Annotated in this window: 27 protein-coding genes and 2 pseudogenes; 10 read left to right on the top strand and 19 right to left on the bottom strand. The window is 58.8% G+C overall.

Annotation, left to right across the window (positions count from 1 at the left end; translation table 11 throughout):
* Positions 1–95 precede the first annotated feature (95 nt).
* Positions 96–1,103, top strand: coding sequence for a nucleoid-associated protein YejK (gene yejK, locus ACZZ0Q_RS04760; RefSeq protein ID WP_122452532.1), 1,008 nt, complete (start codon positions 96–98; stop codon positions 1,101–1,103).
* Between the two features lie 352 nt (positions 1,104–1,455).
* On the opposite strand, the gene ACZZ0Q_RS04755 is transcribed toward yejK, so the two are convergent.
* Positions 1,456–2,199: an SDR family oxidoreductase gene (locus ACZZ0Q_RS04755; RefSeq protein ID WP_463539913.1), complete on the bottom strand. Its 744-nt coding sequence runs from the start codon at positions 2,197–2,199 to the stop codon at positions 1,456–1,458.
* Positions 2,200–2,338: 139 nt separating this feature from the next.
* On the opposite strand from ACZZ0Q_RS04755, the gene ACZZ0Q_RS04750 reads away from it, so the two are divergent.
* Positions 2,339–3,253, top strand: coding sequence for a LysR family transcriptional regulator (locus ACZZ0Q_RS04750; RefSeq protein WP_463539914.1), 915 nt, complete (start codon positions 2,339–2,341; stop codon positions 3,251–3,253).
* Here the strand turns inward: ACZZ0Q_RS04750 and ACZZ0Q_RS04745 are convergent.
* Genes ACZZ0Q_RS04745 through ACZZ0Q_RS04735 form a run of 3 tightly spaced genes read right to left on the bottom strand, consistent with a single transcriptional unit; the run spans position 3,250 to position 4,342 of the window.
* Positions 3,250–3,867, bottom strand: coding sequence for an SOS response-associated peptidase (locus tag ACZZ0Q_RS04745; protein ID WP_463560329.1), 618 nt, complete (start codon positions 3,865–3,867; stop codon positions 3,250–3,252). The two genes, ACZZ0Q_RS04750 and ACZZ0Q_RS04745, sit on opposite strands and share 4 nt — an antisense overlap.
* A 29-nt stretch (positions 3,868–3,896) precedes the next feature.
* Positions 3,897–4,160, bottom strand: coding sequence for a putative signal transducing protein (locus ACZZ0Q_RS04740; protein WP_122494153.1), 264 nt, complete (start codon positions 4,158–4,160; stop codon positions 3,897–3,899).
* A complete protein-coding gene (locus ACZZ0Q_RS04735) occupies positions 4,160–4,342 on the bottom strand; it encodes a CPXCG motif-containing cysteine-rich protein (RefSeq protein WP_463539915.1) in 183 nt (60 codons plus the stop codon). The genes ACZZ0Q_RS04740 and ACZZ0Q_RS04735 overlap by 1 nt, the downstream gene beginning before the upstream one ends.
* Before the next feature lie 164 nt (positions 4,343–4,506).
* Here ACZZ0Q_RS04735 and ACZZ0Q_RS04730 point away from each other — a divergent pair, with 164 nt between their 5' ends.
* Positions 4,507–5,670 (top strand): 1-acyl-sn-glycerol-3-phosphate acyltransferase, encoded by a 1,164-nt coding sequence (locus tag ACZZ0Q_RS04730; RefSeq protein WP_463539916.1) that lies wholly within the window; start codon positions 4,507–4,509, stop codon positions 5,668–5,670.
* Between the two features lie 69 nt (positions 5,671–5,739).
* On the opposite strand, the gene ACZZ0Q_RS04725 is transcribed toward ACZZ0Q_RS04730, so the two are convergent.
* Entirely contained in the window at positions 5,740–6,024 is a 285-nt protein-coding gene (locus ACZZ0Q_RS04725; RefSeq protein WP_463383661.1) for a hypothetical protein, read from the bottom strand.
* A 308-nt stretch (positions 6,025–6,332) separates the two neighbouring features.
* Between ACZZ0Q_RS04725 and ACZZ0Q_RS04720 the strand changes: the two genes are divergently transcribed.
* Both ACZZ0Q_RS04720 and rhlB read left to right on the top strand, forming a co-directional pair.
* The gene (locus ACZZ0Q_RS04720) at positions 6,333–7,496 is read left to right on the top strand and encodes a dipeptidase (protein ID WP_463560327.1); all 1,164 of its coding nucleotides are present in this window, start codon (positions 6,333–6,335) and stop codon (positions 7,494–7,496) included.
* 123 nt (positions 7,497–7,619) lie between these two features.
* Complete coding sequence (gene rhlB, locus ACZZ0Q_RS04715; protein ID WP_463539917.1) at positions 7,620–9,074, top strand: ATP-dependent RNA helicase RhlB; 1,455 nt, start codon at positions 7,620–7,622, stop codon at positions 9,072–9,074.
* Positions 9,075–9,316: 242 nt separating this feature from the next.
* Here the strand turns inward: rhlB and moaE are convergent, their stop codons facing one another.
* From moaE to ACZZ0Q_RS04695, 4 genes are all read right to left on the bottom strand, one after another.
* Positions 9,317–9,769, bottom strand: coding sequence for a molybdopterin synthase catalytic subunit MoaE (gene moaE, locus ACZZ0Q_RS04710; protein WP_122452522.1), 453 nt, complete (start codon positions 9,767–9,769; stop codon positions 9,317–9,319).
* A 1-nt stretch (position 9,770) separates the two neighbouring features.
* Positions 9,771–10,019, bottom strand: coding sequence for a MoaD/ThiS family protein (locus ACZZ0Q_RS04705; RefSeq protein WP_463539918.1), 249 nt, complete (start codon positions 10,017–10,019; stop codon positions 9,771–9,773).
* A complete protein-coding gene (gene moaC, locus ACZZ0Q_RS04700; RefSeq protein WP_463539919.1) occupies positions 10,019–10,495 on the bottom strand; it encodes a cyclic pyranopterin monophosphate synthase MoaC in 477 nt (158 codons plus the stop codon). The genes ACZZ0Q_RS04705 and moaC overlap by 1 nt, the downstream gene beginning before the upstream one ends.
* A gap of 155 nt (positions 10,496–10,650) precedes the next feature.
* Positions 10,651–11,553: a DMT family transporter gene (locus tag ACZZ0Q_RS04695; RefSeq protein WP_463539921.1), complete on the bottom strand. Its 903-nt coding sequence runs from the start codon at positions 11,551–11,553 to the stop codon at positions 10,651–10,653.
* Positions 11,554–11,700: 147 nt separating this feature from the next.
* Between ACZZ0Q_RS04695 and ACZZ0Q_RS04690 the strand changes: the two genes are divergently transcribed.
* Positions 11,701–12,576 carry a helix-turn-helix domain-containing protein gene (locus ACZZ0Q_RS04690; RefSeq protein ID WP_463539922.1) on the top strand — a complete coding sequence of 292 codons (876 nt, stop codon included), beginning with the start codon at positions 11,701–11,703 and terminating at the stop codon, positions 12,574–12,576.
* A gap of 125 nt (positions 12,577–12,701) precedes the next feature.
* Here the strand turns inward: ACZZ0Q_RS04690 and ACZZ0Q_RS04685 are convergent, their stop codons facing one another.
* The 7 genes from ACZZ0Q_RS04685 to ACZZ0Q_RS04655 all read right to left on the bottom strand — a co-directional run bounded on the left by ACZZ0Q_RS04685 (position 12,702) and on the right by ACZZ0Q_RS04655 (position 19,355).
* On the bottom strand, positions 12,702–13,025 hold the full coding sequence (locus ACZZ0Q_RS04685; RefSeq protein WP_463383666.1) for a DUF3325 domain-containing protein: 324 nt from the start codon (positions 13,023–13,025) through the stop codon (positions 12,702–12,704).
* Positions 13,025–14,611 carry a PepSY-associated TM helix domain-containing protein gene (locus ACZZ0Q_RS04680; RefSeq protein WP_463560325.1) on the bottom strand — a complete coding sequence of 529 codons (1,587 nt, stop codon included), beginning with the start codon at positions 14,609–14,611 and terminating at the stop codon, positions 13,025–13,027. Before ACZZ0Q_RS04680 ends, ACZZ0Q_RS04685 begins: the two co-directional genes overlap by 1 nt.
* Positions 14,608–14,880 carry a DUF3649 domain-containing protein gene (locus tag ACZZ0Q_RS04675; RefSeq protein WP_463542235.1) on the bottom strand — a complete coding sequence of 91 codons (273 nt, stop codon included), beginning with the start codon at positions 14,878–14,880 and terminating at the stop codon, positions 14,608–14,610. The genes ACZZ0Q_RS04680 and ACZZ0Q_RS04675 overlap by 4 nt, the downstream gene beginning before the upstream one ends.
* Positions 14,881–14,956: 76 nt before the next feature.
* Positions 14,957–17,389 (bottom strand): TonB-dependent siderophore receptor, encoded by a 2,433-nt coding sequence (locus ACZZ0Q_RS04670; protein ID WP_463539923.1) that lies wholly within the window; start codon positions 17,387–17,389, stop codon positions 14,957–14,959.
* A gap of 162 nt (positions 17,390–17,551) precedes the next feature.
* Positions 17,552–18,502 carry a FecR domain-containing protein gene (locus tag ACZZ0Q_RS04665; protein WP_463539924.1) on the bottom strand — a complete coding sequence of 317 codons (951 nt, stop codon included), beginning with the start codon at positions 18,500–18,502 and terminating at the stop codon, positions 17,552–17,554.
* Positions 18,499–19,005, bottom strand: a complete 507-nt coding sequence (locus tag ACZZ0Q_RS04660) for a sigma-70 family RNA polymerase sigma factor (RefSeq protein WP_463539925.1) — start codon at positions 19,003–19,005, stop codon at positions 18,499–18,501. The genes ACZZ0Q_RS04665 and ACZZ0Q_RS04660 overlap by 4 nt, the downstream gene beginning before the upstream one ends.
* A gap of 77 nt (positions 19,006–19,082) precedes the next feature.
* Entirely contained in the window at positions 19,083–19,355 is a 273-nt protein-coding gene (locus tag ACZZ0Q_RS04655) for a DUF3509 domain-containing protein (RefSeq protein ID WP_463539926.1), read from the bottom strand.
* Positions 19,356–19,846: 491 nt separating this feature from the next.
* On the opposite strand from ACZZ0Q_RS04655, the pseudogene ACZZ0Q_RS04650 reads away from it, so the two are divergent.
* A pseudogene (locus tag ACZZ0Q_RS04650) lies at positions 19,847–20,068 on the top strand (DUF3509 domain-containing protein); the annotation flags it as partial.
* A gap of 41 nt (positions 20,069–20,109) precedes the next feature.
* Here ACZZ0Q_RS04650 and ACZZ0Q_RS04645 read toward each other — a convergent pair.
* Positions 20,110–20,370: pseudogene (locus tag ACZZ0Q_RS04645) on the bottom strand (phosphate-starvation-inducible PsiE family protein); the annotation flags it as partial.
* 358 nt (positions 20,371–20,728) lie between these two features.
* On the opposite strand from ACZZ0Q_RS04645, the gene ACZZ0Q_RS04640 reads away from it, so the two are divergent.
* Genes ACZZ0Q_RS04640 through ACZZ0Q_RS04630 form a run of 3 tightly spaced genes read left to right on the top strand, consistent with a single transcriptional unit; the run spans position 20,729 to position 22,805 of the window.
* Positions 20,729–21,571, top strand: a complete 843-nt coding sequence (locus ACZZ0Q_RS04640) for a ParA family protein (protein ID WP_463539927.1) — start codon at positions 20,729–20,731, stop codon at positions 21,569–21,571.
* A gap of 2 nt (positions 21,572–21,573) precedes the next feature.
* Positions 21,574–22,065, top strand: coding sequence for a hypothetical protein (locus ACZZ0Q_RS04635; protein WP_463539928.1), 492 nt, complete (start codon positions 21,574–21,576; stop codon positions 22,063–22,065).
* Positions 22,066–22,067: 2 nt separating this feature from the next.
* Positions 22,068–22,805: a hypothetical protein gene (locus ACZZ0Q_RS04630; protein ID WP_463539929.1), complete on the top strand. Its 738-nt coding sequence runs from the start codon at positions 22,068–22,070 to the stop codon at positions 22,803–22,805.
* A gap of 63 nt (positions 22,806–22,868) precedes the next feature.
* On the opposite strand, the gene ACZZ0Q_RS04625 is transcribed toward ACZZ0Q_RS04630, so the two are convergent.
* Together ACZZ0Q_RS04625 and ACZZ0Q_RS04620 are read right to left on the bottom strand one after the other, a co-directional pair.
* A complete protein-coding gene (locus tag ACZZ0Q_RS04625) occupies positions 22,869–23,351 on the bottom strand; it encodes a phosphate-starvation-inducible protein PsiE (protein WP_463542236.1) in 483 nt (160 codons plus the stop codon).
* A 33-nt stretch (positions 23,352–23,384) separates the two neighbouring features.
* The gene (locus tag ACZZ0Q_RS04620) at positions 23,385–23,681 is read right to left on the bottom strand and encodes a phosphate-starvation-inducible PsiE family protein (protein WP_463539930.1); all 297 of its coding nucleotides are present in this window, start codon (positions 23,679–23,681) and stop codon (positions 23,385–23,387) included.
* Positions 23,682–23,804: the final 123 nt, after the last annotated feature.

Below are 23,804 nucleotides of genomic sequence, written 5' to 3'. Positions count from 1 at the left end.
CTCAGGTACACTTCGCGCCACGTGCACGCGGGTCTGGCCAGAGCAATTCTGGCGGCTTCTGCGCTGCTACCCGAATTCGCTTCAAAGGTAATCCCATGCCCATTCGCCACTGCATCGTCCACCTGATCGAAAAGAAACCCGACGGCACGCCCGCCGTGCTCCATGCCCGCGACAGCGAGTTGGCCGAGTCGCAAGCCATCGAGAACATGCTGGCCGACCTCAACGAAAGCTATAACGCCAAGCAAGGCAAAGCGTGGGGGTTTTTCCAAGCGGAGTCGGGGGCGTTTCCGTTCAGTGGCTGGTTGCAGGAGTACCAGGCGGGCAATCAGGATTTCACCGCCTTCAGCCGTCAGGCCGTGGAGCACCTGCAAAAGCTGATGGAGGAGTCGAACCTCTCCACCGGCGGCCACGTGTTGTTTGCTCACTATCAGCAAGGCATGACCGATTACCTGGCCATCGCCCTGCTCCACCACAGTGAAGGCGTGGCGGTAAACGCCGCGTTGGATGTGACCCCCGCCAAGCACCTGGACCTCGGCCAACTGCACCTGGCGGCGCGCATCAACCTGTCGGAATGGCAGAACAACAAACAGTCCAAGCAGTACATCTCGTTTATCAAAGGCAAGAACGGCAAGAAAGTGTCGGAGTACTTCCGCGACTTTATCGGCTGCCAGGAAGGCGTCGACTCGCCGAGCGAAACCCGCACGCTGCTCAAGGCGTTCAGCGACTTCGTGGAAAGCGAAGACCTGCCCGAAGAACAGGCGCGCGCTAAGACCGATACCCTGGTCGACTACGCCACCAGCCAAGCCAAAATCGGCGAGCCGATGACGCTGCAGGAATTGTCGGGCCTGCTGGACGAAGAACGGCCGAAAGCGTTCTACGACCACATTCGCAACAAAGACTACGGCTTGTCGCCGGAGATTCCCGCCGACAAACGCACCCTCAGCCAATTCCGCCGCTTCACCGGCCGCGCCGAGGGGTTGTCCATCAGCTTCGAAGCGCACTTGCTGGGTTCGAACATCGACTACAACGAAGAACAAGGCACCCTGACCATCCGCAACTTGCCTACGCAGTTGATGGACCAGCTCAAGCGTCGTAAGGACTGACCGAGCCAGGGTCAACGTTCATCGTTTGCAGGAAATCGAGGCTAAAGCCTCTCCTACAAGAACTCCGTTTTCCCAACGGAACCCATTCCCTGTAGGAGAGGCTTCAGCCTCGATGCTTTTGACTTTCGCTGCCTCCACACCACCCGAGGCGCCCTTCAAGGATGAACCGAGCCAGGGTTGATGTTCATCGTTTGCAGGAAATCGAGGCTAAAGCCTCTCTTACAAGAACTCCGTTTTCCCAACGGAACCCGTTCTCTGTAGGAGAGGCTTCAGCCTCGATGCTTTTGATCTTCGCTGCCCTCACACCACCCAAGATCGAGCGAGCCAGAGCCGGCCGACGCGCAGTCGATCGTCAGAAGTCCTGCACAGTGGGGCGCAGCAAAATATCGCTGACATCCACATCCGCCGGCTGCTCAATGGCGAAAGCGATTGCCCGCGCGACCGAGTCCGCCGGAATGGCCATTTTGTAGAACTCATTAACGGTGTCGCTGCTGGCCTTGTGCGAGCTGCCGTGTTTCAGCTCGGTGTCGACGGCGCCAGGTGAAATAACGGTGGTGCGAATCGCCCCGCCCACTTCATGGCGCAAGCCGTCGCTGATGGCGCGCACGGCGAATTTGGTGCCGCTGTATACGGTGCCGCCCGGGCTGAACACTTTGTGGCCGGCGATCGAAGCGACGTTGATGAAGTGGCCGCTGTTCTGCTGTTGAAAACGTGGCAGGGCGGCGGCGATGCCGTAGAGCAGACCTTTGATGTTGATGTCGATCATGCGGTCCCACTCGTCCACTTTCACTTCGCTCATCGGTGCGATGGACATCAAACCGGCGTTGTTGATCAGCACGTCTACCCGGCCAAAGGTGTCGACGGCGCCTTGCAGCAGCGCTTCGACTTCGGCGCGGTTGGTGACGTCGGTGGTATAGGCCACGGCCTTGCCGCCGGCAGCAGTCAGCTCGCTGACCAGTGTGTCGAGCCGGTCTTTGCGGCGCGCGCCGAGCACCACCGAGGCGCCGAGGGCCGACAGATGACGGGCTGTCGCTTCACCCAAACCGCTGCTTGCGCCGGTGATCACCACTACTTTTCCAGAAATGTTCGCGCTCATGCTGCAATCCTCAAGGGTGTCGGGCCAGGGAGTTGGCACCGGTTGAGGGCGAGTATGAAGAGCGGGCTTGCAACTGGAAATGGAATAGATAGGATTTGGCTATTCCTAATTCTGGAACAATCAAACAAGGCGCCCGCCAATGCTCAACCGCATGGAACTGCTGAAAATTCTTTGCGCCGCCGCCGAGGCCGGCAGCTTTCGCGAGGCGGCCACGCGCCTGAGCATTTCGCCGCAAAGCGTGACGCGGGCGATTCAGGAGTTGGAGCAGCAGTTCGGCGAAATTCTGTTTCACCGCAGTACGCGCCAGGTGCAGATCACCGCGTTCGGCCAGCGGGTGGCCGCGCAGGCGCAGCAAACACTGGAAAGCGTGGACGAGTTGTTTCAACGCAACACCCGCAGCCAGGCGGTCGCCCTTAGCGGCCGGGTTGGCATTACCGCGCCCCACGCCATCGGCCGACGTTTTCTGGTGCAACTCTTGGTGCCGTTGCTGCGCGAGCATCCTGGGTTGCAGGTGGAATTGCGCCTGGAGGACGAAATGACCGACGCCGTGGCCGGGCAAATCGATATCGGCATTCGCGTCGGGATGATCCGCGACCGTCGTTACATTGCCCGGCCTATGGCGAAAGTGCCGCTGCATGTGGTCGCCAGCCCAGCGCTGTTGGCCATTGGCGGCGAACCGCTGACCCTTTCGCAGTTGCAACAACAACCGCTGAGCGCGCTGATCGACCGCCGCAGCGGCAGGCCGTGGCCGTGGCTGTTTGCCAATAACGAGCAGCTGTTTCCCGAGCCGGCCGCGTTTATCAGCGACGACCCTGAGGCAGAGTTGGAAGTGGTGTTGGCCGGCCTGGCCTATGCACAAATACCCAGTTATCTAGCCGTGCCGCATCTGCGCAGCGGGGCGCTGGTCAGCGTGCTGGATGCGCTGGCGCCGAGCCCGTGGGATTTGTTTATCTACCGCCCGCAGCGGGGGCCGGTGTCGCCTCGGGTGCGGCTGGTGTTCGACCATTTGCTCGCGCAGTTCAGCGACAAAAACCTGTTCCCCGAGCAGCCTTAAGCCGGTGTCAGGCATTCCGGCGCATTGAGTTTCGGGTCGTTCACAAAGTGCGCCAGCGCCCGCTCGCGCAAAACCGGGTTGGGCTGGCATAACAATTCCTGCAGCGCCGGCAGTGGCGCATCGTCGGCCAGCCAGACGTCCTGGCCTCGGGCATCCAGAATCAGCGGTCGGCGCAAGCCATTCGCCGGTTGAGTGACCACCGCCACGCTCAGGTACGTGTGCCCCTCCACCGGAAACGCCTCCCACACCGCTGCGAAATAAAGCGGCGATTCTTCACGGGTAATCCAGTAAGGCCGCTTGCGCACCGTGCCGCGCCATTCGTAAAAACCATTGGCCGGCAGCAGAGCGCGACGCAGGCGAAAGGCGTCGCGGAACATCGGTTGTTCCACCAGGGTTTCGGCGCGAGCGTGGGCGGGGGTTTTTGACAGGTCAGTGAGCCATGGCGGCGTCAGCCCCCAGCGCGCCAGTGCCGCGTGGCGCTCGCCTTCCACCTGACGCAGCATCAACACCTGGCTGGCTGGAGCGATGTTCCAGCCCGGCTGCTGCGCGGCAGGAAAACCAGGGGTTGCCGCCAGCGCGGGCGTCCAGCGAAACAGGGCGTAGCGTCCACACATCAGGCAACGGGCTCACATAAAAGAAGGGATCAACAGAGCAGCACGCCGTGCGGGTCTTCGGGCGGTTCGTCGCCCGGCAGCGGCAGCGCGGCATTGTACGCGGCGATCAAGCTGCGCGCGTGCTCGGCCTGCTGATTGGCCACCATCAAACCGAGCAAACCCAACGCCGGCAGCTCACCAGCGGCGCCGAGCAGGTGGCCGCCGGTGACGTGGGCTTCAACGCCCTCGCTGGCCAACATGCGCGTGAGCAATTCGGCCTCGAGTAAATCTTGTGGCTCATATATGCGTTGCATCAGTCGTTCTCCGCGCGAACATCCAACTCCCAGTCATCACCATCGGTACGCAGATCAAACACAATCGGCCGGCAGCACACCGGGCAATCTTCAATGTACTGCTGATCACCGCCGGATAGATCAAGCACCGCTTCGGCGGGTTCGCCGCAGTACGGGCAATCGTAGAACTGGGTTTCGAGCATGGGCAAAGCCTCTCAGGTTGAGGTGTTAACCATAAGACTCCAGACGCCGCCGTTTCGCCTAATTATTAAGGCGCAAGCTGCGCTGTGACTTGTCTGTATAATCGCCGGTCTATTGCTGACCACGCACCCACAGTGCCATTCCACCCGCAGAACAAGAGAGCATGATGGGCGAATTCGATGCCATCCGACCGTACGCTGACGCCGAGGTCCCTGCCGTTTTGGCGCGCCTACTGGCAGACCCTGCGTTTTTGCAGATCATTACCCACTTCCGTTTTCCGCGTTTGTCTCGCCACTTTTCCTGGCTGCTCAAGCCACTGATCGCCCACCGCCTGCGCTCGCAGTTTGCCTCGATCAATTCGGTGGCCACCTTGCAAGACAAGGTTGAAGTGTATGTGGACCGCAGCATCGAGCACGCCACCGACGGCGTGACGTACAGCGGCCTGGAACACCTGAAGGCCGGCAATGCGTACCTGTTTCTGGCCAACCACCGCGACATCGTGATGGACCCGGCTTTCGTCAATTACGCCGTGTACCACGCCGGCCTGCCGACACCGCGCATCGCCATTGGCGACAATCTGCTGCAAAAGCCGTTTGTCAGCGACCTGATGCGCTTGAACAAGAGCTTTATCGTGCACCGTTCGCTTACCGGGCGCCGCGAGAAATTGGCGGCGTTTCAGCTGTTGTCGGCGTACATCAATCATTCGATTCGCAACGACGGTGAGTCCATCTGGATCGCCCAAGCCGAAGGCCGCGCCAAAGACGGCGACGACCGTACCGATTCGGCGATTCTCAAGATGTTCCACATGAGCCGCAAAGACGAGCCGTTTGCCCAAGTGATTGGCGGGCTGAACCTGGTGCCGGTTTCCATCAGCTACGAATACGACCCGTGCGACCAAGCCAAGGCCCGCGAGCTGTATATCCGCGCCAGCACCGGCACGTACGAAAAAGCGGCCGGGGAAGACGACAAGAGCATCGGCCTGGGCATCACCGGCTACAAAGGCCGCGTGCATCTGAACTTCGCGCCGCCGGTAACCGAAGGCTTCGAGGACGCCAAGCAGTTGGCGGTGGAAATGGACCGGCAGATTCTCAGCGGCTACCGCCTGTTCCCCGCGCACTACCTGGCGTATGCGCAGTGGGCAGACCGCGACCCGACGTTGCAGGTGCCGGATGCCACCGAGTTGTTTCCAGCCGAAGAATTGGCGGCGGCGCAAACCGAGTGGCAAAAGCGCCTGGACAGCTGCCCTGCCGAGCAGCGGCCTTACTTGGTGGTGCAATACGCAACGCCAGTGCGCAATCAGTACCGCATCAAGGCTGGGTTGCCGTTGTAGGTTCAGGCAGGCAATAAAAAAGGCGGCCCCGGTTATTCGGGTGCCGCCTTTTTTGTTCGTGGGGTTCAATCAAACCTGGGTGCTAAACCACGACACCGCCAGCGCAACGCCCAAGCACGCGTAACCAAAGCTGGTGAAAAAACGATTGAGCTGCTGGGTAGAGATATCCAGCGCGGCGAGTTCGGCGGTTTCAGCAATGTCCGCCTCGGTTACCAGACCACTCACCGCACGGCGCTGGCGAATGTGGGTGGCGATCAACAGCCAGCTGCCGGCGACGGCGAAGAACAGGGCCAGCGCATTGATGGATTGAGCGGGATGGGACAACGCGAGGGAAAACAGCGTTTGCAGCGACATCAACAACCTCACCTTCAGGGCCACTTCGAAAGGCCCTGGCTAACCGTGCGCCGACCGGATTCGGGGCGCTACGGCGGCGGATTCTACTCCAGGCTTATGACGCTGGTTGGGTTTCCGACGAATGCCGAAGGTCGCGTAACGGCTGGCCCTCACCCCAACCCTCTGCCGCTCGCGGGAGAGGGAGCCTGTTTGCCGTCGCCCGCTAAATTTGTGCCGCGCCGCTGCGTTTAGGGGACAGGGGCCAGCCCCACGCCTTCTGCGCGATTTGCTAGAGTCGCGCCCACAATTACAAAGCTCGGAAGCACCCCATGCGCAAATTATCGATTGTGGTACTGGTTCTGCTGGTCATTGGTTTGGGGGTTTTCTTCAGCCTGCCAACGTACCTGGACCGCACGCTCAACAGCGTGGAAAACCCGGCGCCCTACCCCGCCAACGAACAAGCCGAAACCCTGCACAAAACCCTGTTTATCGCCGACCTGCACAACGACGAGTTGCTGTGGCAGCGCGACCTGCTCAAGCGCGTGAGCTACGGCCATTCCGACCTGCCGCGCCTGATCGAAGGCGGCGTGGCCTTGCAGGTGTTTTCCACCGTCACTAAAACCCCGCACAACCTTAATTACGAAAAGAACGGCAGCGACAGCGACGACATCACCTTGCTGGTCATGGCCCAGCGTTGGCCGACCGCCACTTGGAAAAGCCTGCTGCAGCGCGCGCTGTACCAAAGCCAGAAACTCAACGAAGCGGCGGCCGGCAGCGAAGGCAAGTTGGTGGTGATCAGAACCCGCAGCGGCCTCGCTTCCTTTATAGATGCCTGGAAAAAAGACCCGCACCGCGTCGCCGGCATCATGGCCACCGAGGGCTTGCAGGTGATCGAAGGCAAACTGGAAAACGTCGACCGCCTGTACGACGCCGACTTCCGCATCGCCGGCCTCACGCACTTTTTCGACAATGAAGTGGGCGGGTCAGCCCATGGGTGGGACAAAGGCGGCCTCACCCCGCTGGGCCGTCAGGTGATTACGCGCCTGGAGCAGAAAGGCATGCTTATCGACCTGGCCCACGCCTCGCGCCCATTGATCGATGACGTACTGGCCATGGCCACCCGCCCGGTGCTGGTCTCACACACGGGCGTCGAAGGCACCTGCCCCGGCACGCGCAACCTTAGCGACGCCCACATTCAGAAAATTGCCGCCACGGGCGGCGTGATTGGCATCGGTTTCTGGGAAACGGCGGTATGCGAAACCAGCGTGCCGGCCATCGTCAAAGCCATTCGCTACACCGCAGACAAAGTAGGCGTGGAGCACGTGGCCTTGGGTTCGGACTTCAACGGCACCATTCATGCCCCGTTCGACAGCACCGGCCTGGCACAACTGACCGAGGGCCTGCTCAAGGCTGGCTTCAGCGCCGACGACGTGGCCGCAATCATGGGCGGCAACGTGCAGCGCCTGTTGCTGCAAACGCTGCCAGAGGCGTGAGGTGAATGGGCTGAGCGTCTGTCGCTAGCAGGTATTTAGCCGGTTGCGTGCAACATTTCGCCGCACCGGCTTATTGCTTTACACTGGCGGGCGTTCATTCCTTAACCAATTGAAGAGATTCCCGTGCTCAAAGCACTCAAGAAAATGTTTGGCAAAGGCGAAGGCGAGCAGCCGACGTCTGTTCCTGCCGCCCCCTCTTCCGCGCCCTCTCCTGCCGTAGACAGCCCCCGCCAGGCCAACACCAGCCAGCCGCGGCCGCCACGCGCAGCGAAAACCGAGCGCACCGATGCCGCTCCAGCGCCTAGCGCGCCCGCTACGCCAACTGAAAAACCACGCCGCGCCCGTCCTGCGCCGGTTGTCAGCACCTGGACCCTGGAAGACTTCGCCGTAGAGCCGCAAGCCGGCAAAACCCGCTTCCACGACTTCGCCCTGTCGCCCGAGCTGATGCACGCTATCCATGACCTGGGCTTCCCGTACTGCACGCCGATTCAGGCCGAAGTGCTTGGTTACACGCTCAAAGGCCAAGACGCCATCGGTCGCGCACAAACCGGCACCGGCAAAACCGCCGCGTTTCTGATTTCGATCATCACCCAGCTGCAGCAAACCCCGGCGCCGAAAGAGCGCTACATGGGCGAGCCGCGTGCGCTGATCATCGCCCCGACGCGTGAACTGGTGGTGCAAATCGCCAAAGACGCCGTGGCGCTGACCAAGTACACCGGCCTGAACGTGATGTCGTTTGTCGGTGGCATGGATTTCGACAAGCAGCTCAAGCAGCTTGAATCGCGTTACTGCGACATTCTGGTGGCCACGCCGGGCCGCCTGCTGGACTTCGCCCAACGCGGTGAAGTGCACCTGGATATGGTCGAAGTGATGGTGCTGGACGAAGCCGACCGCATGCTCGACATGGGCTTTATTCCCCAGGTTCGGCAGATCATTCGCCAGACGCCGCCGAAGAACGAACGCCAGACGCTGCTGTTCTCCGCGACCTTCACCGAAGACGTGATGAACCTCGCCAAGCAATGGACCACCACCCCGGCCATTGTTGAAATCGAGCCGGAAAACGTCGCCAGCGACACCGTGGAGCAACACATCTACGCCGTCGCCGGCAGCGACAAATACAAGCTGCTGTACAACCTCATCACCCAGAACAACTGGGAGCGGGTGATGGTGTTTGCCAACCGCAAAGACGAAGTACGCCGCATTGAAGAGCGTCTGCTGCGTGACGGCGTGAGCGCCGCGCAAATGTCTGGCGACGTGCCGCAGCACAAACGCATCAAAACCCTGGAAGGCTTCCGCGAAGGCAAGATTCGCGTGATGGTCGCCACCGATGTGGCCGGTCGCGGCATTCACATCGACGGCATCAGCCACGTCATCAACTTCACCCTGCCGGAAATGCCGGACGACTACGTACACCGCATCGGCCGCACCGGCCGCGCGGGCGCCAGTGGCGTGTCGATCAGCTTTGCCGGGGAAGACGACTCGTACCAGTTGCCGGCGATTGAAGAATTGCTGGGCCGCAAGATCAACTGCGAGACGCCGCCGACCGAGTTGCTGACCCCGGTGCCGCGTAAGCATTAAAGCGCTGGTGGTTTTACGAAAAAGCCCGTCTCTGTGACGGGCTTTTTTATGATTGACGGAAATATTCCAACAAAACCTCCGTCATCCTCGCGCACGCGGGGATCCAGTATTTGTCAGGAAAATACACACGCCTGGGCGAGCCTAGCCCCCGAACGTCAGACCGTCGCGGGCGGGAGGATGGTGAAAAAAGCATCGCGGCTAAAGCCGCTCCTACAGACCGTGGGCGGGCGATGCTTTTACCCCTACTTTTCCCACCGCTGCGCCGCATCCTTGTCACTGCACTTGCCTTCAACCCAACGCGGCCCTTCGGGGGTGTCTTCCTGTTTCCAGAACGGCGCGCGGGTTTTCAGGTAGTCCATGATGAAGGCGCAGGCATCAAACGCGGCTTGGCGATGGGCGCTGCTGGTGGCGACAAATACGATGGGCTCGCCCGGCTCCAGTCGGCCGATGCGGTGCAGCACCTCAACCTTCAGCAGCGGCCAGCGCTGGCCCGCTTCGTCGGCGATTTTGCCGAGGGCCTTTTCGGTCATGCCGGGAAAGTGTTCAAGGAACATGCCCGACACATCACGGCCGTCGTTGAAGTCGCGTACGTAGCCAACAAAGCTCACCACCGCACCCACGCCGGCGTTGGCGGCGTGCATGGCGTTGAGTTCCAGGCCTGGGTCGAAGGCGGCAGCTTGTACGCGAATGGCCATGTCAGCCTCCGGTCACGGTGGGGAAAAAGGCCACTTCATCGCCGTCTGCCAAGGGCTCGCCGAGGCTGCAGAGTTCCTGGTTGCGGGCGCACATCAGGTTCTGCTCGCCGAGCACCTGCCATACGCCGCCACGGGCCAGCAGGTGCAGGCGCAGGGCGTCGAGGGTAGCGAACGCGCTGGTGTCGTTGATTTGCTCGGCGTCGATGCCGACGGCCTCGCGGTAACGGGCGAAATACTGCACGCGGATCATCACTGCACCTCGTCGGCCTTGAAATGGCCGCTCTTGCCGCCGAGCTTTTCCAGCAGGCGCACCGACTCGATCACCATGCCGCGATCTACGGCCTTGCACATGTCATACAGCGTCAGTGCAGCAACGCTGGCGGCAGTCAGGGCTTCCATTTCCACGCCAGTCTGGCCGGACAATTTGCACCGTGCCTGAATGCGCACGCGGTCTTCGCCCTCGGCGTTCAGCTCGACTTTGACGCCAGTGAGCATCAGCGGGTGGCACAAGGGAATGAGGTCGCTGGTTTTCTTCGCCGCTTGAATACCGGCAATGCGCGCGACGGCAAACACGTCGCCTTTTGGGTGGCCGCCAGACTGAATCAATTGCAGCGTCTGCGGCTGCATGCGCACGTAAGCTTCGGCCACGGCTTCACGGAAGGTCACCGCTTTGTCGGTGACGTCGACCATATTGGCGCGGCCTTGGGAGTCGAGATGGGTTAACACGGGCGTGCTCCGTTGGAAGAGCGGGAATTAAACCCGTGGGTCAGAATTGGGTCAATGGCCGGTTAGCCCTGCCCGCTAAAGGGCGGCTGTAGGAGCTAGCTTGCTAGCGAAGCTTTTAAAGAGCTTCGCTAGCAAGCTAGCTCCTACGACGGCGGTCACGGCGCCAGGACCGCCTTGCTCAGCGGTTTCGGCTTCGCCTTCCTGAACACCAACACATTCCCCACCATCACCAGCACCAGCCCCATCAATGCCGGCGCGCTCCATTGGTAACCCTCGACAAACGCCGAGATGTTCAGCGCCACCACCGGAAACAGCACCGTGCAATACGCCGCCCGGTCCGGCCCCATGCGCCCGACCAGGGTCAGGTACGCGGTAAAGCCAATCACCGAACCCGGAATCGCCAGGTACAGCAGCGACCACACGTACTGCGCGCTCGCGTCAAAACTCAACGGCGTGCCGGTTACCAGGCAATAGCCGCTCAGAATCAGCGCGCCATAGAGCATGCCCCAGGCATTGGTGGTCAGCGGTTTGAAGCCGGCTTTTTGTTGCAGGCTGGAGAGCATGTTGCCGGCGGAAAAACACAGCGTGCCGAACAGCGCCAATGCCAGGCCGATCAGGGTTTCGCGGCTGGCTTCATGGCCGGCCATTTCCGGCCAGAACAGAAGCGCCAGCCCGGCCAGGCCGAGCGCCCCGCCGGTCATGACGTTGAGGGCGATGCGCTGGCCGAAAAACACCCGCGCGTTAATGGCGTTCCACAGCGTGGCGGTGGAAAACACCACGGCAATCAGCCCGCTCGGAATCCACTGACTGGCGGTGTAGAAGCACATGAAGTTCACGCAGAACAGGCACAAGCCCTGGGCCAGACACAGCCATTGCGCGCGGCGGTTAAGCGGTTGCAGGCGACGGCTGAGCAGCAGCACGGCAAACAGCACCAGCGCCGCCAGGCCGAAGCGATAGGCGATGGACAGCGCGATGGCAACGCTGCCGACTTGCAGCTTGATGGCGATCCAGGTGGTGCCCCAGATCAGCACGGTAAGCAGGTACAACGAGAGGTTCATGGCAGTGCTCCTGAGCAATGCCTGCAGTCTGCTCAGCTCACCTCGCGCCCGCTTGCACAAACTTGCGCTTATTTACCGGCGACGGCTGGCAGCCACGTGCGTCGGCGTTACCATAGCCGTCATTGCCACCCGCCTGCGCCCCGTGCCATGACCCAACTCGCCCACATTCAGGTGTTCCAAGCGCTCAACAGCTCCCCCAATGCGCAGCTGGAGCATTGCGCCGAATTGGGCGACGGCTTGAGCGCCGCCATGTGGAGCAACCACCACGACGCGCGCGAGTACGAGGGGCCGAGTCATCACACCTTGTCGTGTTATCTGGCCGGCGGCACCGGCACATTTCGCCGTGAAAAACCGGGCGAAAAAGGCGCGCCGGGCAAGCTGTGCATTATGCCGGTGGGCCACGACTCTTCCTGGGTCATCAACGGCGACATCCGCCTGGCGCACCTGTATATCAGCCCCGAACGCTTCGCCCTGAGCGCCATCAGCCTGCTGGACCGCGAGCCTCGGGAAGTGGAGTTGCGTGAAGGCACTTTTGTCGACGACCCGCTGCAAACCCAGCGCTTCCACCAGCTCACGTCGCTCAACTGGAATGAGCCCGGCGAGCGTTTGCTGACCAGCAGCCTGGCCCACGAAATGATCAGCCATGCCCTGCTTAACCAGGTGGGCCAACGGCAAAACCTGCGGCTCAAGGGTGGACTGGCGCCGGCGTTGCGCCGCGTGCTGGGCGAGTACATCGAAGCGCACCTGAGCGAGCCCATCAGCCTGGGCCAACTGGCCACGCTGGCAGCGCTGTCGGAATACCACTTTGCGCGCATGTTCCGGGAAAGCTTTGGCGTGCCGCCGCACCGGTATCTATTGGCGCGGCGTCTGGTGCGGGCTCAGCATTTGTTGAAAGACACTGCTCTGCCGCTGGGGGATGTGGCGCTGGCGTGTGGGTTTGCCAGTGCCAGTCATTTCAGTAATCGGTTTCGCAGTGCGTTGGGGGCGACGCCTGGGGAGTATCGGGCGGCGTTGAAACCGTAACCGAACAAAAAACTGTCATTCCCGCGCAGGCGGGAATTCAGAGTTCTGCAGGTATATTCGGTGGCCGGCAAAGCCTGGGTCCTCGCGTTCGCGAGGATGACGGTGGGTGGGTTTAAAGCCGCTGTTCAGGCCAACAACGCGATCAACCCACTCAGCGGCAAAATCCCACTCAGCGGCAGCACCCAACCGCTGCGCCAGGCCATCAGCAAGCCGACGCTCAGCCCGGCGAGCATCAGCTGCAACAGCCCGGTGATGATGCCCATGTCGGCGGTCAGTTCGATGATGTTCAAGGCCATGCCCAGCGCCAGCAACAACGCGCCGACCGCGCGTAAACCGTAGGTGCGGGCGTTGGACGGTGCACTGTTGAGCAGCGCTTTGTGGTGGCGCGACATGGCCAGGCACAGGGCAGTCATGCCCAGATAGTTAAGCCCGAAAGCAAGAAACAACATCAGACGCTCTCCTCTGCCAGCTCACGGCGTTCCCGTTTCGCGCGGACCTTCACCGGCGCTTCTTTGGCCACGCGCGGCCACCAGGCCAATTTCGCGCACAGCAGGCCAACGGCAAAAATCGCCAGGTCGATGCCCGGCACGCGCCAGTCACCGCGCGCGATGGCGGCGCTCAGGGCGCCCGGTTGGCCGGTGAGTACGTCCAGCGCCGGCAGCCCCAAGGCCAACACGGCGGCGACGGCAAACAGGTCGCGCCCTACCCGGCCACTGTTGCGGCGCGCGATGGCCCATAGGGCGACTGCGATCCACACGCCAATAAAGGTGTATGCCTCCCAGTGGTCGCGCAGGTTGACGGTGTTCGCAATCATCCGGTTGCCATACAGCAGACCGAGGCTGGCAATCGGCAGCCCGCCTAGCACCGCCCCGTTCATGGCCCGCACGAAGCCCACGCCCCAGCCGCCTTTGGCTTCGCGCTTGCGCAGCCACACCTGTAAGCCGCCGGCCACCATGGCGCAGCCCATCAGGCCCAAACCGAGGTACAGCCAACGCACGATGGCGCCACCAAACTGCGCCATGTGCACGTTGGTCAACCAGGCGTAGGCGGTGTAGCCGGGTTTGTAGGGTTTCTGTTCGTGGAGGAAGGCGCCGGTAGTGGCGTCGTACGACATGATCCATTGGAAGTCGACCACGCGGGAGCGGTCGTAGCGGCGAATGTCGACCACAGCGGCTTTGTCGCCTGGGTGGTGCACGCTGATCCAGCCGGTTTCGGTGCCGCCTTCGCCGCTCGCAGCCCAACGCCGTTTGGCATCCAGCACCAGCTTGTCGATGGAGGCGGCGTGGTCGGTTTTGCGCTTGAGTTCTTCACGGCCGAACTGGCCCTGCACTTCGGAGAACATTTTTTCGATGTCGCCCTTGTAGCCCACCTTCAAGCCTGCCGGCATATAAAAGGTGACGAAAATCGCCAGGCCGGTATACGCGATCAGCAGGTGGAACGGCAGGCCGACCACGCCGAACAGGTTGTGCGCATCGAGCCAGGCGCGCTGGCCGTTGGCGTCGGGGCGCAAGGTGAAGAAGTCTTTGAAAATGCGCCGGTGAATGATGATGCCGCTGATCAGCGCCACCAGCATAAACATGCCGGCAATGGCGACGATGTACATGCCGAGCATGCCGCCAAACAGGTTGTAGTGCAGGGTGAACCAGAAGTTGCCGCCGAGGGTTTTCGGCAGCACCTCGCCGGTTTGTGGATCGAGGGTAAAGCTAACAAACGGCTCCAGCTCGTTCTGCGGCTCGTAGCCGGCGTACCAGTAAGGTTGGCGCTCGTCGGGCGGACGCATCCAGATGGCGTGCGGGGGTTTGGGTGCTTGTTTCTGCACCCAGGCGCTGACCTGATCCAGCGTCAGCGACGTTTCGCCGACCGGGTGCAGCGTCGGGCGCATCCACACTTCCAGCTCTTTGTCGAAGCAGGCAATGCTGCCGCCGAACAAGATGACGAACAGCAACCAGGACGGCAGCAACCCGCCCCAGGTGTGCAGCCCGGCCATGGCCTGACGCAAACTTTTGTTTTTTACCGTGCTCTCTGCCGAACTCATCGCCGTGCTCCGAAATCACCCGCGACCAACGCCGCTGCCGCCAACACCAGACTCAGCCCCACCAACACCAACCAGGCCCGCGAGGCGGACCGGGCGGCGAAGGTGTAAATAATGGCCGCCGCGTAGACGATAAAACTCGCCAAACTGGCGAACACCACGCGGTCGCTGCGCACCAACGGCAGGTACACCGTCAGGAACATGGTGCTGGCATAGGCCAGGCCATAGCCGGCGAAGATGGCCGCGATGATGCGCGACGCGGTGCCCAGCACCGGAGACGTTCTCCAGTTGCCGGCGGCGCTTTTGCTCGAAATAGCGTTACTCACGGGACTCCTTCATAGCCAAGCATTACCAGTCATAGGTCGCGCTCGCGGTCACTGTGCGCCCGTAGCCGTAGTAGCAGGCTTGCTCGGTGCACGAACTGTAATATTCCTTGTCGTCCAGGTTGCTGGCATTCACTGCCAGTTTCAGGCCGTCGATTTTGTAGTGCAGGCTGGCGTCGAACAGGGTGTAGCCGCCGGTTTCCACGTTGATGATGCGCGGGCCGTACAAGCCGTACAGGGCGTTGCGGCCGGTGTACGAGGTTTCGCCGGTGTAGCGCGCACCAAAGCCTGCGCCAAGGCCGGCCAGAGGGCCGCTCGGTTGGGTGTAATCCAGCCAGGCGCCGGCCGATTCACGCGGCACGTACGGCATGCGCGTGTCTTCTTCCCAGGCGTTGACGCTCTTTTGCACGCGGGCGTCGGTGCGGCTGTAGTTGGCGGTCAGGTCCAGGCCTTCGGCCAAACTGGCCAGCGCTTCGATCTCAAACCCTTTGCTGCGCACCTCGCCCACCTGACGCACTTCGGTGATGTTGTTGGGGTTGGTGCTGACCACGTTTTGCTTGGTGATATCGAAAAACGCCAGGCTCACAAAGCTGCGCTGCCCTTCGGGCTGGAACTTGATGCCCGCTTCGTATTGCTTGCCGGTTTCCGGCTCGAACGGCTGGTTGGTGACCGGGTCGGTGGCGGTGGTCGGGTTGAACGACTCGCTGTAGCTGACGTAAGGCGCCAGGCCATTGTCAGCGACATACACCAGGCCGACGCGGCCGGTGAAGGCTTCGTCATCGCGGCTCACGCGGCTGCCGTTGAGGTTGCTGGTGGTGTCGCCTTTGGCGATGTCGTAACGCCCGCCAAGCAACAGGTTCCAGTGTTCGTCGAACTTGATCTGGTCCTGGGCATAAAAGCCGGTCTGCCGACGCATGATGTCGTTGTCGGAATCTTTGGCCGGCAGCGGCACGTCGAGGCCGTATTGCGGGTTGTACAGGTCCAGCGTCGGGCCGGTGCCCAGGCGGCTGATTTCATGGTTGTCGAGCCGGCGCCAGTCCACGCCCAGCAACAGGTCGTGGCTCACCGGGCCGGTGTCGAAATTCGCTTCGGCCTGGTTGTCCATCGACCAGGCGCTGAACTGCTCATCTTTCACGTTCGCGCTGCGGGTCAACGTGCGGCCGTCGAAGCGCACACCAATGTTGTTCAGGTAGCGGTAGTCGTAATTCATGTTTTCGTAGCGCACGTTCTGGCGCAGCGACCACACGTCGTTAAGGCGGTGCGACAGCTCGTAGCCGAGCGAAGCATGGGTGCGCTCGAACTTATTGAAGTTAGGGTCGCCTTCATAGAAGTCCGGGTCGCGGTTGTCTTTCAGGCGGAAGGCCTGCATCAGCTCCGGAGCGAAGGCGCGACTGAAGGCAAAGTTGCCGTCGTCTTTTTGATAGGTGGCCAGCAGCGTCAGCTCGGTGTCGTCGTTCGGCTTCCAGGTCAGGGTCGGAGCGAAGGCTTGGCGCTTGTTGTCGGTTTTGTCGACCTGGCTGTTCATGTCGTTGCCGAGCATGGTCACGCGATAGGCCAACGTGCCTTGGTCGTCCAGCGGGCCACCGAAGTCGGCGGCGAGTTCGCCCAGCTCATCACTGCCGGCGCGCACGCTGACCTGGTGCAGCGGCGTATCGGGGGCGCGTTTGCTCACCAGGTTGATCACCCCGCCCGGCTCGCTTTGGCCGTACAGCACCGAGGCCGGGCCGCGCAGCACTTCGACGCGCTCGAGCAAATAGGTGTCGGGGCGCATCATGCCGTAAGTGCCGCGCGACAAAGGCAGGCCGTTGACGAAGGTGGAGCTTTTGGAATCGAAGCCGCGCAGGCTCATCCAGTCGTAACGCGGGTCGTAGCCGTAGGGCACGCTGACGCTTGGGGTGTAGCGCAACGCTTGTTCGACGGTGGTTACGCCACGGGCTTCCATTTGTTCACGGCTGACCACGGAAATGGACTGTGGCGTTTCCAGAATCGAGGCGTCGGTTTTGGTGCCGACTCGGGTGCGTTTGGCCACATAACCGCCCACCGGGCCGACGGGAGAGTCGACCTGGCTGCTGCTGTTGATGTTGACGTCACCCAATTCCACCTGTCCCTCCTTTAGGGCCGGCGCCTGTTCAATACGAAAACTGCCATCGCTGGCCTGCACCGCTCGCAAGCCTGAACCGGCGAGCAATTGGGCAAACCCTTGCTGCACCGGGAACTGGCCGTTCAACCCAGCGCTGCTGCGCCCCGCGGTTAATTGCGGGTCAAAGCTGAGCAGCACACCGGCACGCCGGGCGAACGCGTTCAAGGCGTTGTCCAGCGAACCCGCCGGAATCTGATAATTCTGGTTGGCGGGCGCAGCGCTGACGACCATCGGCAGCGCCGCCAGAGGCAGGCTGACGCTAAGCAGTGCCACGCGCACCGCGCGAGCCAGGAGATGCGGAGTGCAAAGAACGGCCATGAACGAATCCTTCGGCTAGAAAAAGTGGTTAGCGGAAGGGAGGCCGAGCAACTCCGAAAAACCTGCAAAACTTTTTGGGAATTATTTACATCGGCGAGGAAATTGCAATCAGCGCGTGACTGAATGGCGCCTTGTTCTTAACAAGGTGTGTACGCCAGCGGCCTAAACAGCGGCTAACGTCACCCACCAGCGCGTGCGATACAGCGCCTGAACCGGCAGGGTTCGCGCCACGGCTTGCAGGGCGCGCTCGCTGTCATCCAGCGGGAACACACCGGAAATACGCAGCTCGGCCACAGCCGGATCGCAGCGCAAAACACCGCGACGCTGACGGCTGAACTCGGCGGTGAAATCGGCCAGGCGCATGTGCCGCGCGACCAGCACGCCGTCCATCCAGCTGCTGCGCTCGCTTTCTACCGCTTGCGGCGTTTGCACCGCGTGACTGCTGAAGCGCGTTTGCCAGCCTTGATTGATGACGCTGGCGTTGCTGCCATCGCCGGGATGCACCTCCACCGAGCCCTCGTACACCGCCACCTCGCACAGCTCGCCACGTTCACGCAGCAGAAAGCGCGTACCCAGCGCACGCAAACGGCCTTGGGCGGTATTCACCCAGAACAGACGGCGCTGCGGGTCGGCGGCGGTTTCGACGAAAATTTCGCCCTGGTACAGACGGATCAGCCGTTGCTCGCTGGTGTACTGGATGTCCACCGCAGTGCCGGCGTTCAGGTGCAGGCGGCCGCCGTCAGGCAAAACAATATTGCGCCGCTCGCCGATGCCAGTGCGCACGTCGGCCAGCCACGGCTGGATGGCGTCGTTGCGGTGGGCGATCACGCCGGTGCCACCGGCCGCGACCAAGATCGCCAGCGCCTTCAGGGCGCGGCGCCGCTGCGGGTCGTGGCGCGCGCCGTCCAACGTGGCGCGGCCGACACCTGGCCCGATAGCCGCGAAGCGTCCGCTCAAGGCGTCCAAGCGCTGCCAAGCCAATTCGTTGTCCGGGTGTTGCGCACGCCAATGCTGGCAGGCGCTGAGTTCATCAGCTGCACACGCGCCCGATGCCAAGCGCACGCGCCAGGCAATGGCCTGCTCCACCACCGCCATATTCAACGGCGCGCTCATGAATACAGCGCCTTGTAGCAGTGGCTGAACGCGAGGGTCATGTATTGCTGAATGGAACTGAGCGACAGCCCCATGCGCTCGGCGATTTGCGCATAGGTCAGGCCATCGAGTTGCGACAGCAGAAAGGCTTCGCGCACGCGCGGTTTCAGCCCGTCGAGCAGGCGGTCGATTTCAATCAGGGTTTCGAGTACCAGTGCGCGTGATTCCGGCGACGGCACTTCGGGCTCTGGCAACACGGCGAGTGCGTCGAGGTAAGCGCGTTCCAGGCTGGCGCGGCGGTAATGGTCCACCAGCAAGCCACGGGCGATGGTGGCGAGAAAGGCGCGCGGCTCACGCAGCTCTTTGTTCTCGCGTTGCAGCAGCACGCGCATAAAAGTGTCTTGCGCCAGGTCCGCGGCGTTGTGCGGGCAATCCGTACGTTGACGCAGCCAGCCGTTCAGCCACCGATGATGGTCGTGGTAGAGCGCAGTCAGAAAAGAGGAAAAGGCGGAGTGAGCCGGCACAGCAGCACCTGAATGAGCGACACGTTCTTAAATGCGAATATATTTCAATTAAGACACAGTGTCACGCACGTCACAGTTCACACCAGAGTTTCGTTCGCCGCCGGGCTCAGTTTGCCGAGGCACGACAACCCGCGTCCCTGATCGATGGCCAGACCAAAGCGGATGCTGATGATCACCTGCTCCAGTTTTTCGATATCGGCCAACTGATCGCTGCTCAACATCCGCTGCGCCACGCGACCCTGATCGTTGGAAAGCGAAAGCATTGCGCTGCCATCCGGGCCGCCAATGCTGAAACGCACCAGGAACTCATCCTTAAAAGAGTCGCTGACATATTTAAAGGGATTAACCATGGCCTCATACCTCGGTTTGTTCGTAACTTGCTTAACCCCTTCGCAAGTCGGGGGCCAACTTCGCAAGCAACACGACAGGCGGTCGGGAATGAAAGGCTTTAGGTCGTTATTTATTCGACTTGGCAGTTCTGCGCACGCCGAAGGCCGTTTTCCGCCCCCAAATTCACACGGTCGTTTAAGCGAAAAGTGCACCGCAAACAACCACTTGCCCCTTAACCGGGCAGTCAGCATCCTGTGCCACTACTGCGCCAGCAAGTGCTATTGAATTAATTGCGAAGGGAAAGTTTGAGCTTTGCCGAAGGCCGTCTACGCTGAAACACGGCGCGCTAAAAACATCTTGTCCGAAGACTAGAACTTTGTACGAGCGTGACCGGTCAACAACCAAGACTTGAATAACAAGACTTGCCTAACTGGTGTGCAAACCAGGCTGTTTTAACTACCTGCCCCTGCCAAGTTTTATTCAGCCCTATTTAGCAAACAGGTAATGGACCATGCACAATCCCTTTCAGTTACTGACCGAAGCGTTCCACCCGCAATACCGCGTCAACCTGAGCATCGAGCGGCTCGATGGCAGCATCATGTTGACCTTGTCCGAAGGCCAGACCGTGGTAGCCAAGCGTCTGATCAGCCCGGACCAACGTAACGACGAGAAGCGCCTGCGCAACGTGATCCGCTCGCTGCAACAACGCATCGAGCTCGAACACGCCGCGGTTTAACGCCGGTACTTCTCAACCTGCCTGTTAGAGCACAGCGCTTAGTCGGTGTCCGCGGCTTCGGCTTCAGTCGAACGTGAGGACGAGGCGCTTCTGCTTTCCCCCTTCGCCGTCACCGACGGAAAGTTCGACGACGCGTAGCGCACCACCAACACCGCCAGGGCCAACAGTAAGATCGCGCCCGACACATACACCACGCCCATGTCCGGTCTCTGATGATGTGACACATCGGAAATCAGCAAACGCGTGAGCGCGGTGATCGCCACGTAAATCAGAAAGCGCACCGGCATGTGGTTGGTCTTGACCAACCGTCGCCCCCAAAAATGTGGCTTTTGACTCGATGGCAGCAACGACCTTAGCTGAACCATGACCATAGAAAACCACGATACCGCTCGGGTCGCCGCAGACGCCAAGGCGCTTCGAACAACTGAAATTCCAACGCTACGATCCTTTACGCGACTCCGTATGCTCTCCCAAGTAGCTCCGCGCATACATTTTATGAGCACCAAAAAAGCGGGAAATCGCACCGCTGGCTGTGTGATCCAGTCTTGCCGAACTGAGGAATAACAAGGACTAGCATCAGCCACTTCAGGGCATCCGCAAGACTATGTATAATCCAAAAAATTTAGGTGCTGTTATCTTGGACAAAAGGACTGTCGATTGAAATCCATTAGCTTTGTAAATATGAAAGGCGGCGTATCTAAGACTACTTTAGCGGTCAACGTCGCTGACTGCTTGGCTCGCAGACACGATCTACGTGTGCTAATCATCGACCTAGACCCACAATTCAATGCAACTCAATGCATTATGTCAGGCGAAGACTACAAAAGGCATTTACAGCAAAATGAGCATACAGTCATTGACTTATATGACGACACCCCACGACCAGTCGTTGGTGCAGTAAAAGGTGCCGCGATTTCAGAAGTTGTCACGATAAATCAAATCTCACCAGTCGAAATCAAAAAGAACCTAAATTTGCTGCCAGGTGCGCTAGAACTCTACAGATTAGAAATGGCAGGAGGCCAAGGTAGAGAACTTCGGCTAAAAAACTATGTGGATTTCCTACGAAATGAAGATCTTTACGATATAGTAATAATTGATACACCTCCAACACCATCTGCGTGGATGTCATCTGCACTGATCGCATCTGATGCATACTTAGTACCGGTGAAACCAGAACCTCTTTCCGCAACAGGCATAGACCTTCTTCGCTCGGTAATTACTAGAGTTAGCTCTAATTACAATTTAAACATCGAATGCGCAGGAGTGGTTCTCACCATCGCCGAAGAACAGACTGTTGTTTTTCGTGAAGCGAAACAATTCGTTGACGGCGCCACTTTTTGGAAAGGCAAACGCTTCGCCAAGCACCTACCCAAACGAACTGCTATCGCTAGAGGTCAGGGAAACCAGAGCTTAATTCTCGACATGCAGGATGCTGAATTACGTCTGGCCATTACTCAAATCTCGAAAGAGCTTCTAACTCGACTGGGAATAGAGGAATAAAAATGTTATCCAAAAGTGAAATTAATAAAGCCAAAAGATTCATAGAAGAATTTTCATGGTTGATGGAGAGCTACAGCAAGCTAGATTTGCGATCTGTTGCAAAACTTATCGACGAGCTTCCAAACGAGCCTACGACGCTCCAATTAGCAAATCGAACAAAAGAAAAGGCTCAACCAAAAACAAGTTTTTTGACTGGGATCCTCCCAAGTCTATTTATGGATACTCAACTTTTTAAAAGCAATGAAGAAATTTCTGATTTTGCCAACTCAATTCTGGGAGTAACGGTTCTGAGGGCACACAAAAAATCAAAATTTGAAATTATCGGTCACATCGTTTGCGAGACTATAAGCTTGGACGAAAAAGGTATCGATAGAGTAGTGAAAGCCTTGTCAATCCTGTCCAGCGACGAATCAAGAAGAAAGCAAATAGCCAATAAGAAAAATGAAGGTTTTTTCGGATGGAATGACGTAATTCAAGAGCTTAGCGGAGAGTAGTAATGATACGTGCCATCCAAGAGGATTTCGAACATGTACGCAAATTTATTGGTGAATATCGCCTCCAACCTCTTCTTGATGATGAAGAGGCTGTGAAAAAAATTAAATCCGCACATGCGAAATATTTCTCTGCTCTGACAGTTTTCCACGAGTTAAAACACAAGAATTCAGCACTCCCTTTTCCGCCAACCAACTCACCAGAAAAAAATTTAGAACTGACTGAAAAATTTTGGGCCTACCTTGAAGAAATACTTTCGGAGCTTGGAAGCGCTTTATTTCTTCTTGCAAATGGATTCTACAAGGCTGCTGAGTTGGTACTAAGAAGCACGCTTGAAAACTTTTTCAAAATCAACGCATCCTTCCACGCGCCGAGCATATTCGAAACAAAAAGCACTTATGAAGTTATCGACCTATCAAAAAATAGCGAAATATTCAAAAGTGAGCCTGGCGCTGGGATTTTTGTAAAATTAAAAAACCACTATGTAACCCTATGCAAATCAGTGCATACAGCAGACGTAGACAGCATGCAAAAAGTTACCGCACTAGGTTATTTTCCACATATTGATAAATCCAAATTATCCTCCACCTCAAAAATTTATATTTCCACAACATCAAAATACGTAGAGATACTTTCGCTACTTTTTAAGGAATCATTTCACGAAATGCATTACAAAAATAAAGACATAATTCAAACATGCTTCACAAAACCAACCAATGAAAAAATCTATGCAGTCAAATAGGAAGATCCACAAAAATATCGCCACTTAAATAATGGAATGATTATTTTTAAAAATATGCCGCGCTCACTCCTTTCCTAAAGATTCATCTCCAACGCCTTCACCTGTCATATCTGTAATTTTACTGGATGGAAATCGATAAGAGGCGAACCGAACAGCTAACACCGAAAGAGATAACAAAAATATCCCGCCACAAAGATAAAGCAGCCCCACATCCGGTGATTTATGGTGAGAGACATCACCTATCAAGTAACGTGTCAACGCAGTGATAGCTATATAAAGTAAAAACCTTATTGGGAGGTGATTGGTTTTAAAATAAATACCTACCATCGCGCCTAGCTCTAGATAAATGAAGAGCAAAAGAATATCGTCTATTTTGGCATCTCTTTCATCAACCATCCCCATAAAAGTAATAATAGATGCCCAAGCCGTTACGGCACCAATGGCAAACAACCCAAGATAGTGAAAGCCTTCAACTAGAAGATTTCCCAGAGAGTTTGCGTTGTCATGCATACGTTTGCGAGTACTGTCTGCCCACTTCATATTTATCCACCTCAGATCAAAATCAAAAATTCACTTCAATCAGGCATACAACTTCGTAGGCTGCTCTAGACCTTGTGTTAGATACGAGTGGTTCGTCTTGAAGTAGATGCCGACCATGGCACCCAGCTCCAAGTAAATGAACAGCAGCAGAATGTCATCGACCGTGATGTGGCCCTTTTCGATCATTTGCAAAAACGCCGTGACCGCCGCCCACGCCGTGATGCCGCCAATGCCGAACAGCGCCAGGTAGTGAAAACTCTCCACCAGCAAATCGCCCAGCGACTCGGCCAGACCGTGCATGGACTGCTTGAGGTGTTCCGCCCATTTGATTTTCAACACGCGCTTCCTTGAGAACTGTGCAGCCAAGGGTATGGCCAGCAGATGACAAGCTCATATGCACGTTAAAGGCCATGGCCAGCAGACTGAAACAGTCTGTGACAGCGCAGAGGGCTGGACACG

The organism is Pseudomonas sp. AC070 (assembly GCF_979258635.1).
Note: the sequence above shows the minus strand (reverse complement) of the source record. Positions and strands in the feature narration are given on the sequence as shown.

Coding starts and splice junctions, on each gene's coding strand:
- yejK (WP_122452532.1), top strand. CDS start 96: ATGCCCATTCGCCACTGCATCGTCCACCTGATCGAAAAGAAACCCGAC.
- ACZZ0Q_RS04755 (WP_463539913.1), bottom strand. CDS start 2,199: ATGAGCGCGAACATTTCTGGAAAAGTAGTGGTGATCACCGGCGCAAGC.
- ACZZ0Q_RS04750 (WP_463539914.1), top strand. CDS start 2,339: ATGCTCAACCGCATGGAACTGCTGAAAATTCTTTGCGCCGCCGCCGAG.
- ACZZ0Q_RS04745 (WP_463560329.1), bottom strand. CDS start 3,867: ATGTGTGGACGCTACGCCCTGTTTCGCTGGACGCCCGCGCTGGCGGCA.
- ACZZ0Q_RS04740 (WP_122494153.1), bottom strand. CDS start 4,160: ATGCAACGCATATATGAGCCACAAGATTTACTCGAGGCCGAATTGCTC.
- ACZZ0Q_RS04735 (WP_463539915.1), bottom strand. CDS start 4,342: ATGCTCGAAACCCAGTTCTACGATTGCCCGTACTGCGGCGAACCCGCC.
- ACZZ0Q_RS04730 (WP_463539916.1), top strand. CDS start 4,507: ATGGGCGAATTCGATGCCATCCGACCGTACGCTGACGCCGAGGTCCCT.
- ACZZ0Q_RS04725 (WP_463383661.1), bottom strand. CDS start 6,024: ATGTCGCTGCAAACGCTGTTTTCCCTCGCGTTGTCCCATCCCGCTCAA.
- ACZZ0Q_RS04720 (WP_463560327.1), top strand. CDS start 6,333: ATGCGCAAATTATCGATTGTGGTACTGGTTCTGCTGGTCATTGGTTTG.
- moaE (WP_122452522.1), bottom strand. CDS start 9,769: ATGGCCATTCGCGTACAAGCTGCCGCCTTCGACCCAGGCCTGGAACTC.
- ACZZ0Q_RS04705 (WP_463539918.1), bottom strand. CDS start 10,019: ATGATCCGCGTGCAGTATTTCGCCCGTTACCGCGAGGCCGTCGGCATC.
- ACZZ0Q_RS04695 (WP_463539921.1), bottom strand. CDS start 11,553: ATGAACCTCTCGTTGTACCTGCTTACCGTGCTGATCTGGGGCACCACC.
- ACZZ0Q_RS04690 (WP_463539922.1), top strand. CDS start 11,701: ATGACCCAACTCGCCCACATTCAGGTGTTCCAAGCGCTCAACAGCTCC.
- ACZZ0Q_RS04685 (WP_463383666.1), bottom strand. CDS start 13,025: ATGTTGTTTCTTGCTTTCGGGCTTAACTATCTGGGCATGACTGCCCTG.
- ACZZ0Q_RS04680 (WP_463560325.1), bottom strand. CDS start 14,611: ATGAGTTCGGCAGAGAGCACGGTAAAAAACAAAAGTTTGCGTCAGGCC.
- ACZZ0Q_RS04670 (WP_463539923.1), bottom strand. CDS start 17,389: ATGGCCGTTCTTTGCACTCCGCATCTCCTGGCTCGCGCGGTGCGCGTG.
- ACZZ0Q_RS04665 (WP_463539924.1), bottom strand. CDS start 18,502: ATGAGCGCGCCGTTGAATATGGCGGTGGTGGAGCAGGCCATTGCCTGG.
- ACZZ0Q_RS04655 (WP_463539926.1), bottom strand. CDS start 19,355: ATGGTTAATCCCTTTAAATATGTCAGCGACTCTTTTAAGGATGAGTTC.
- ACZZ0Q_RS04635 (WP_463539928.1), top strand. CDS start 21,574: ATGTTATCCAAAAGTGAAATTAATAAAGCCAAAAGATTCATAGAAGAA.
- ACZZ0Q_RS04630 (WP_463539929.1), top strand. CDS start 22,068: ATGATACGTGCCATCCAAGAGGATTTCGAACATGTACGCAAATTTATT.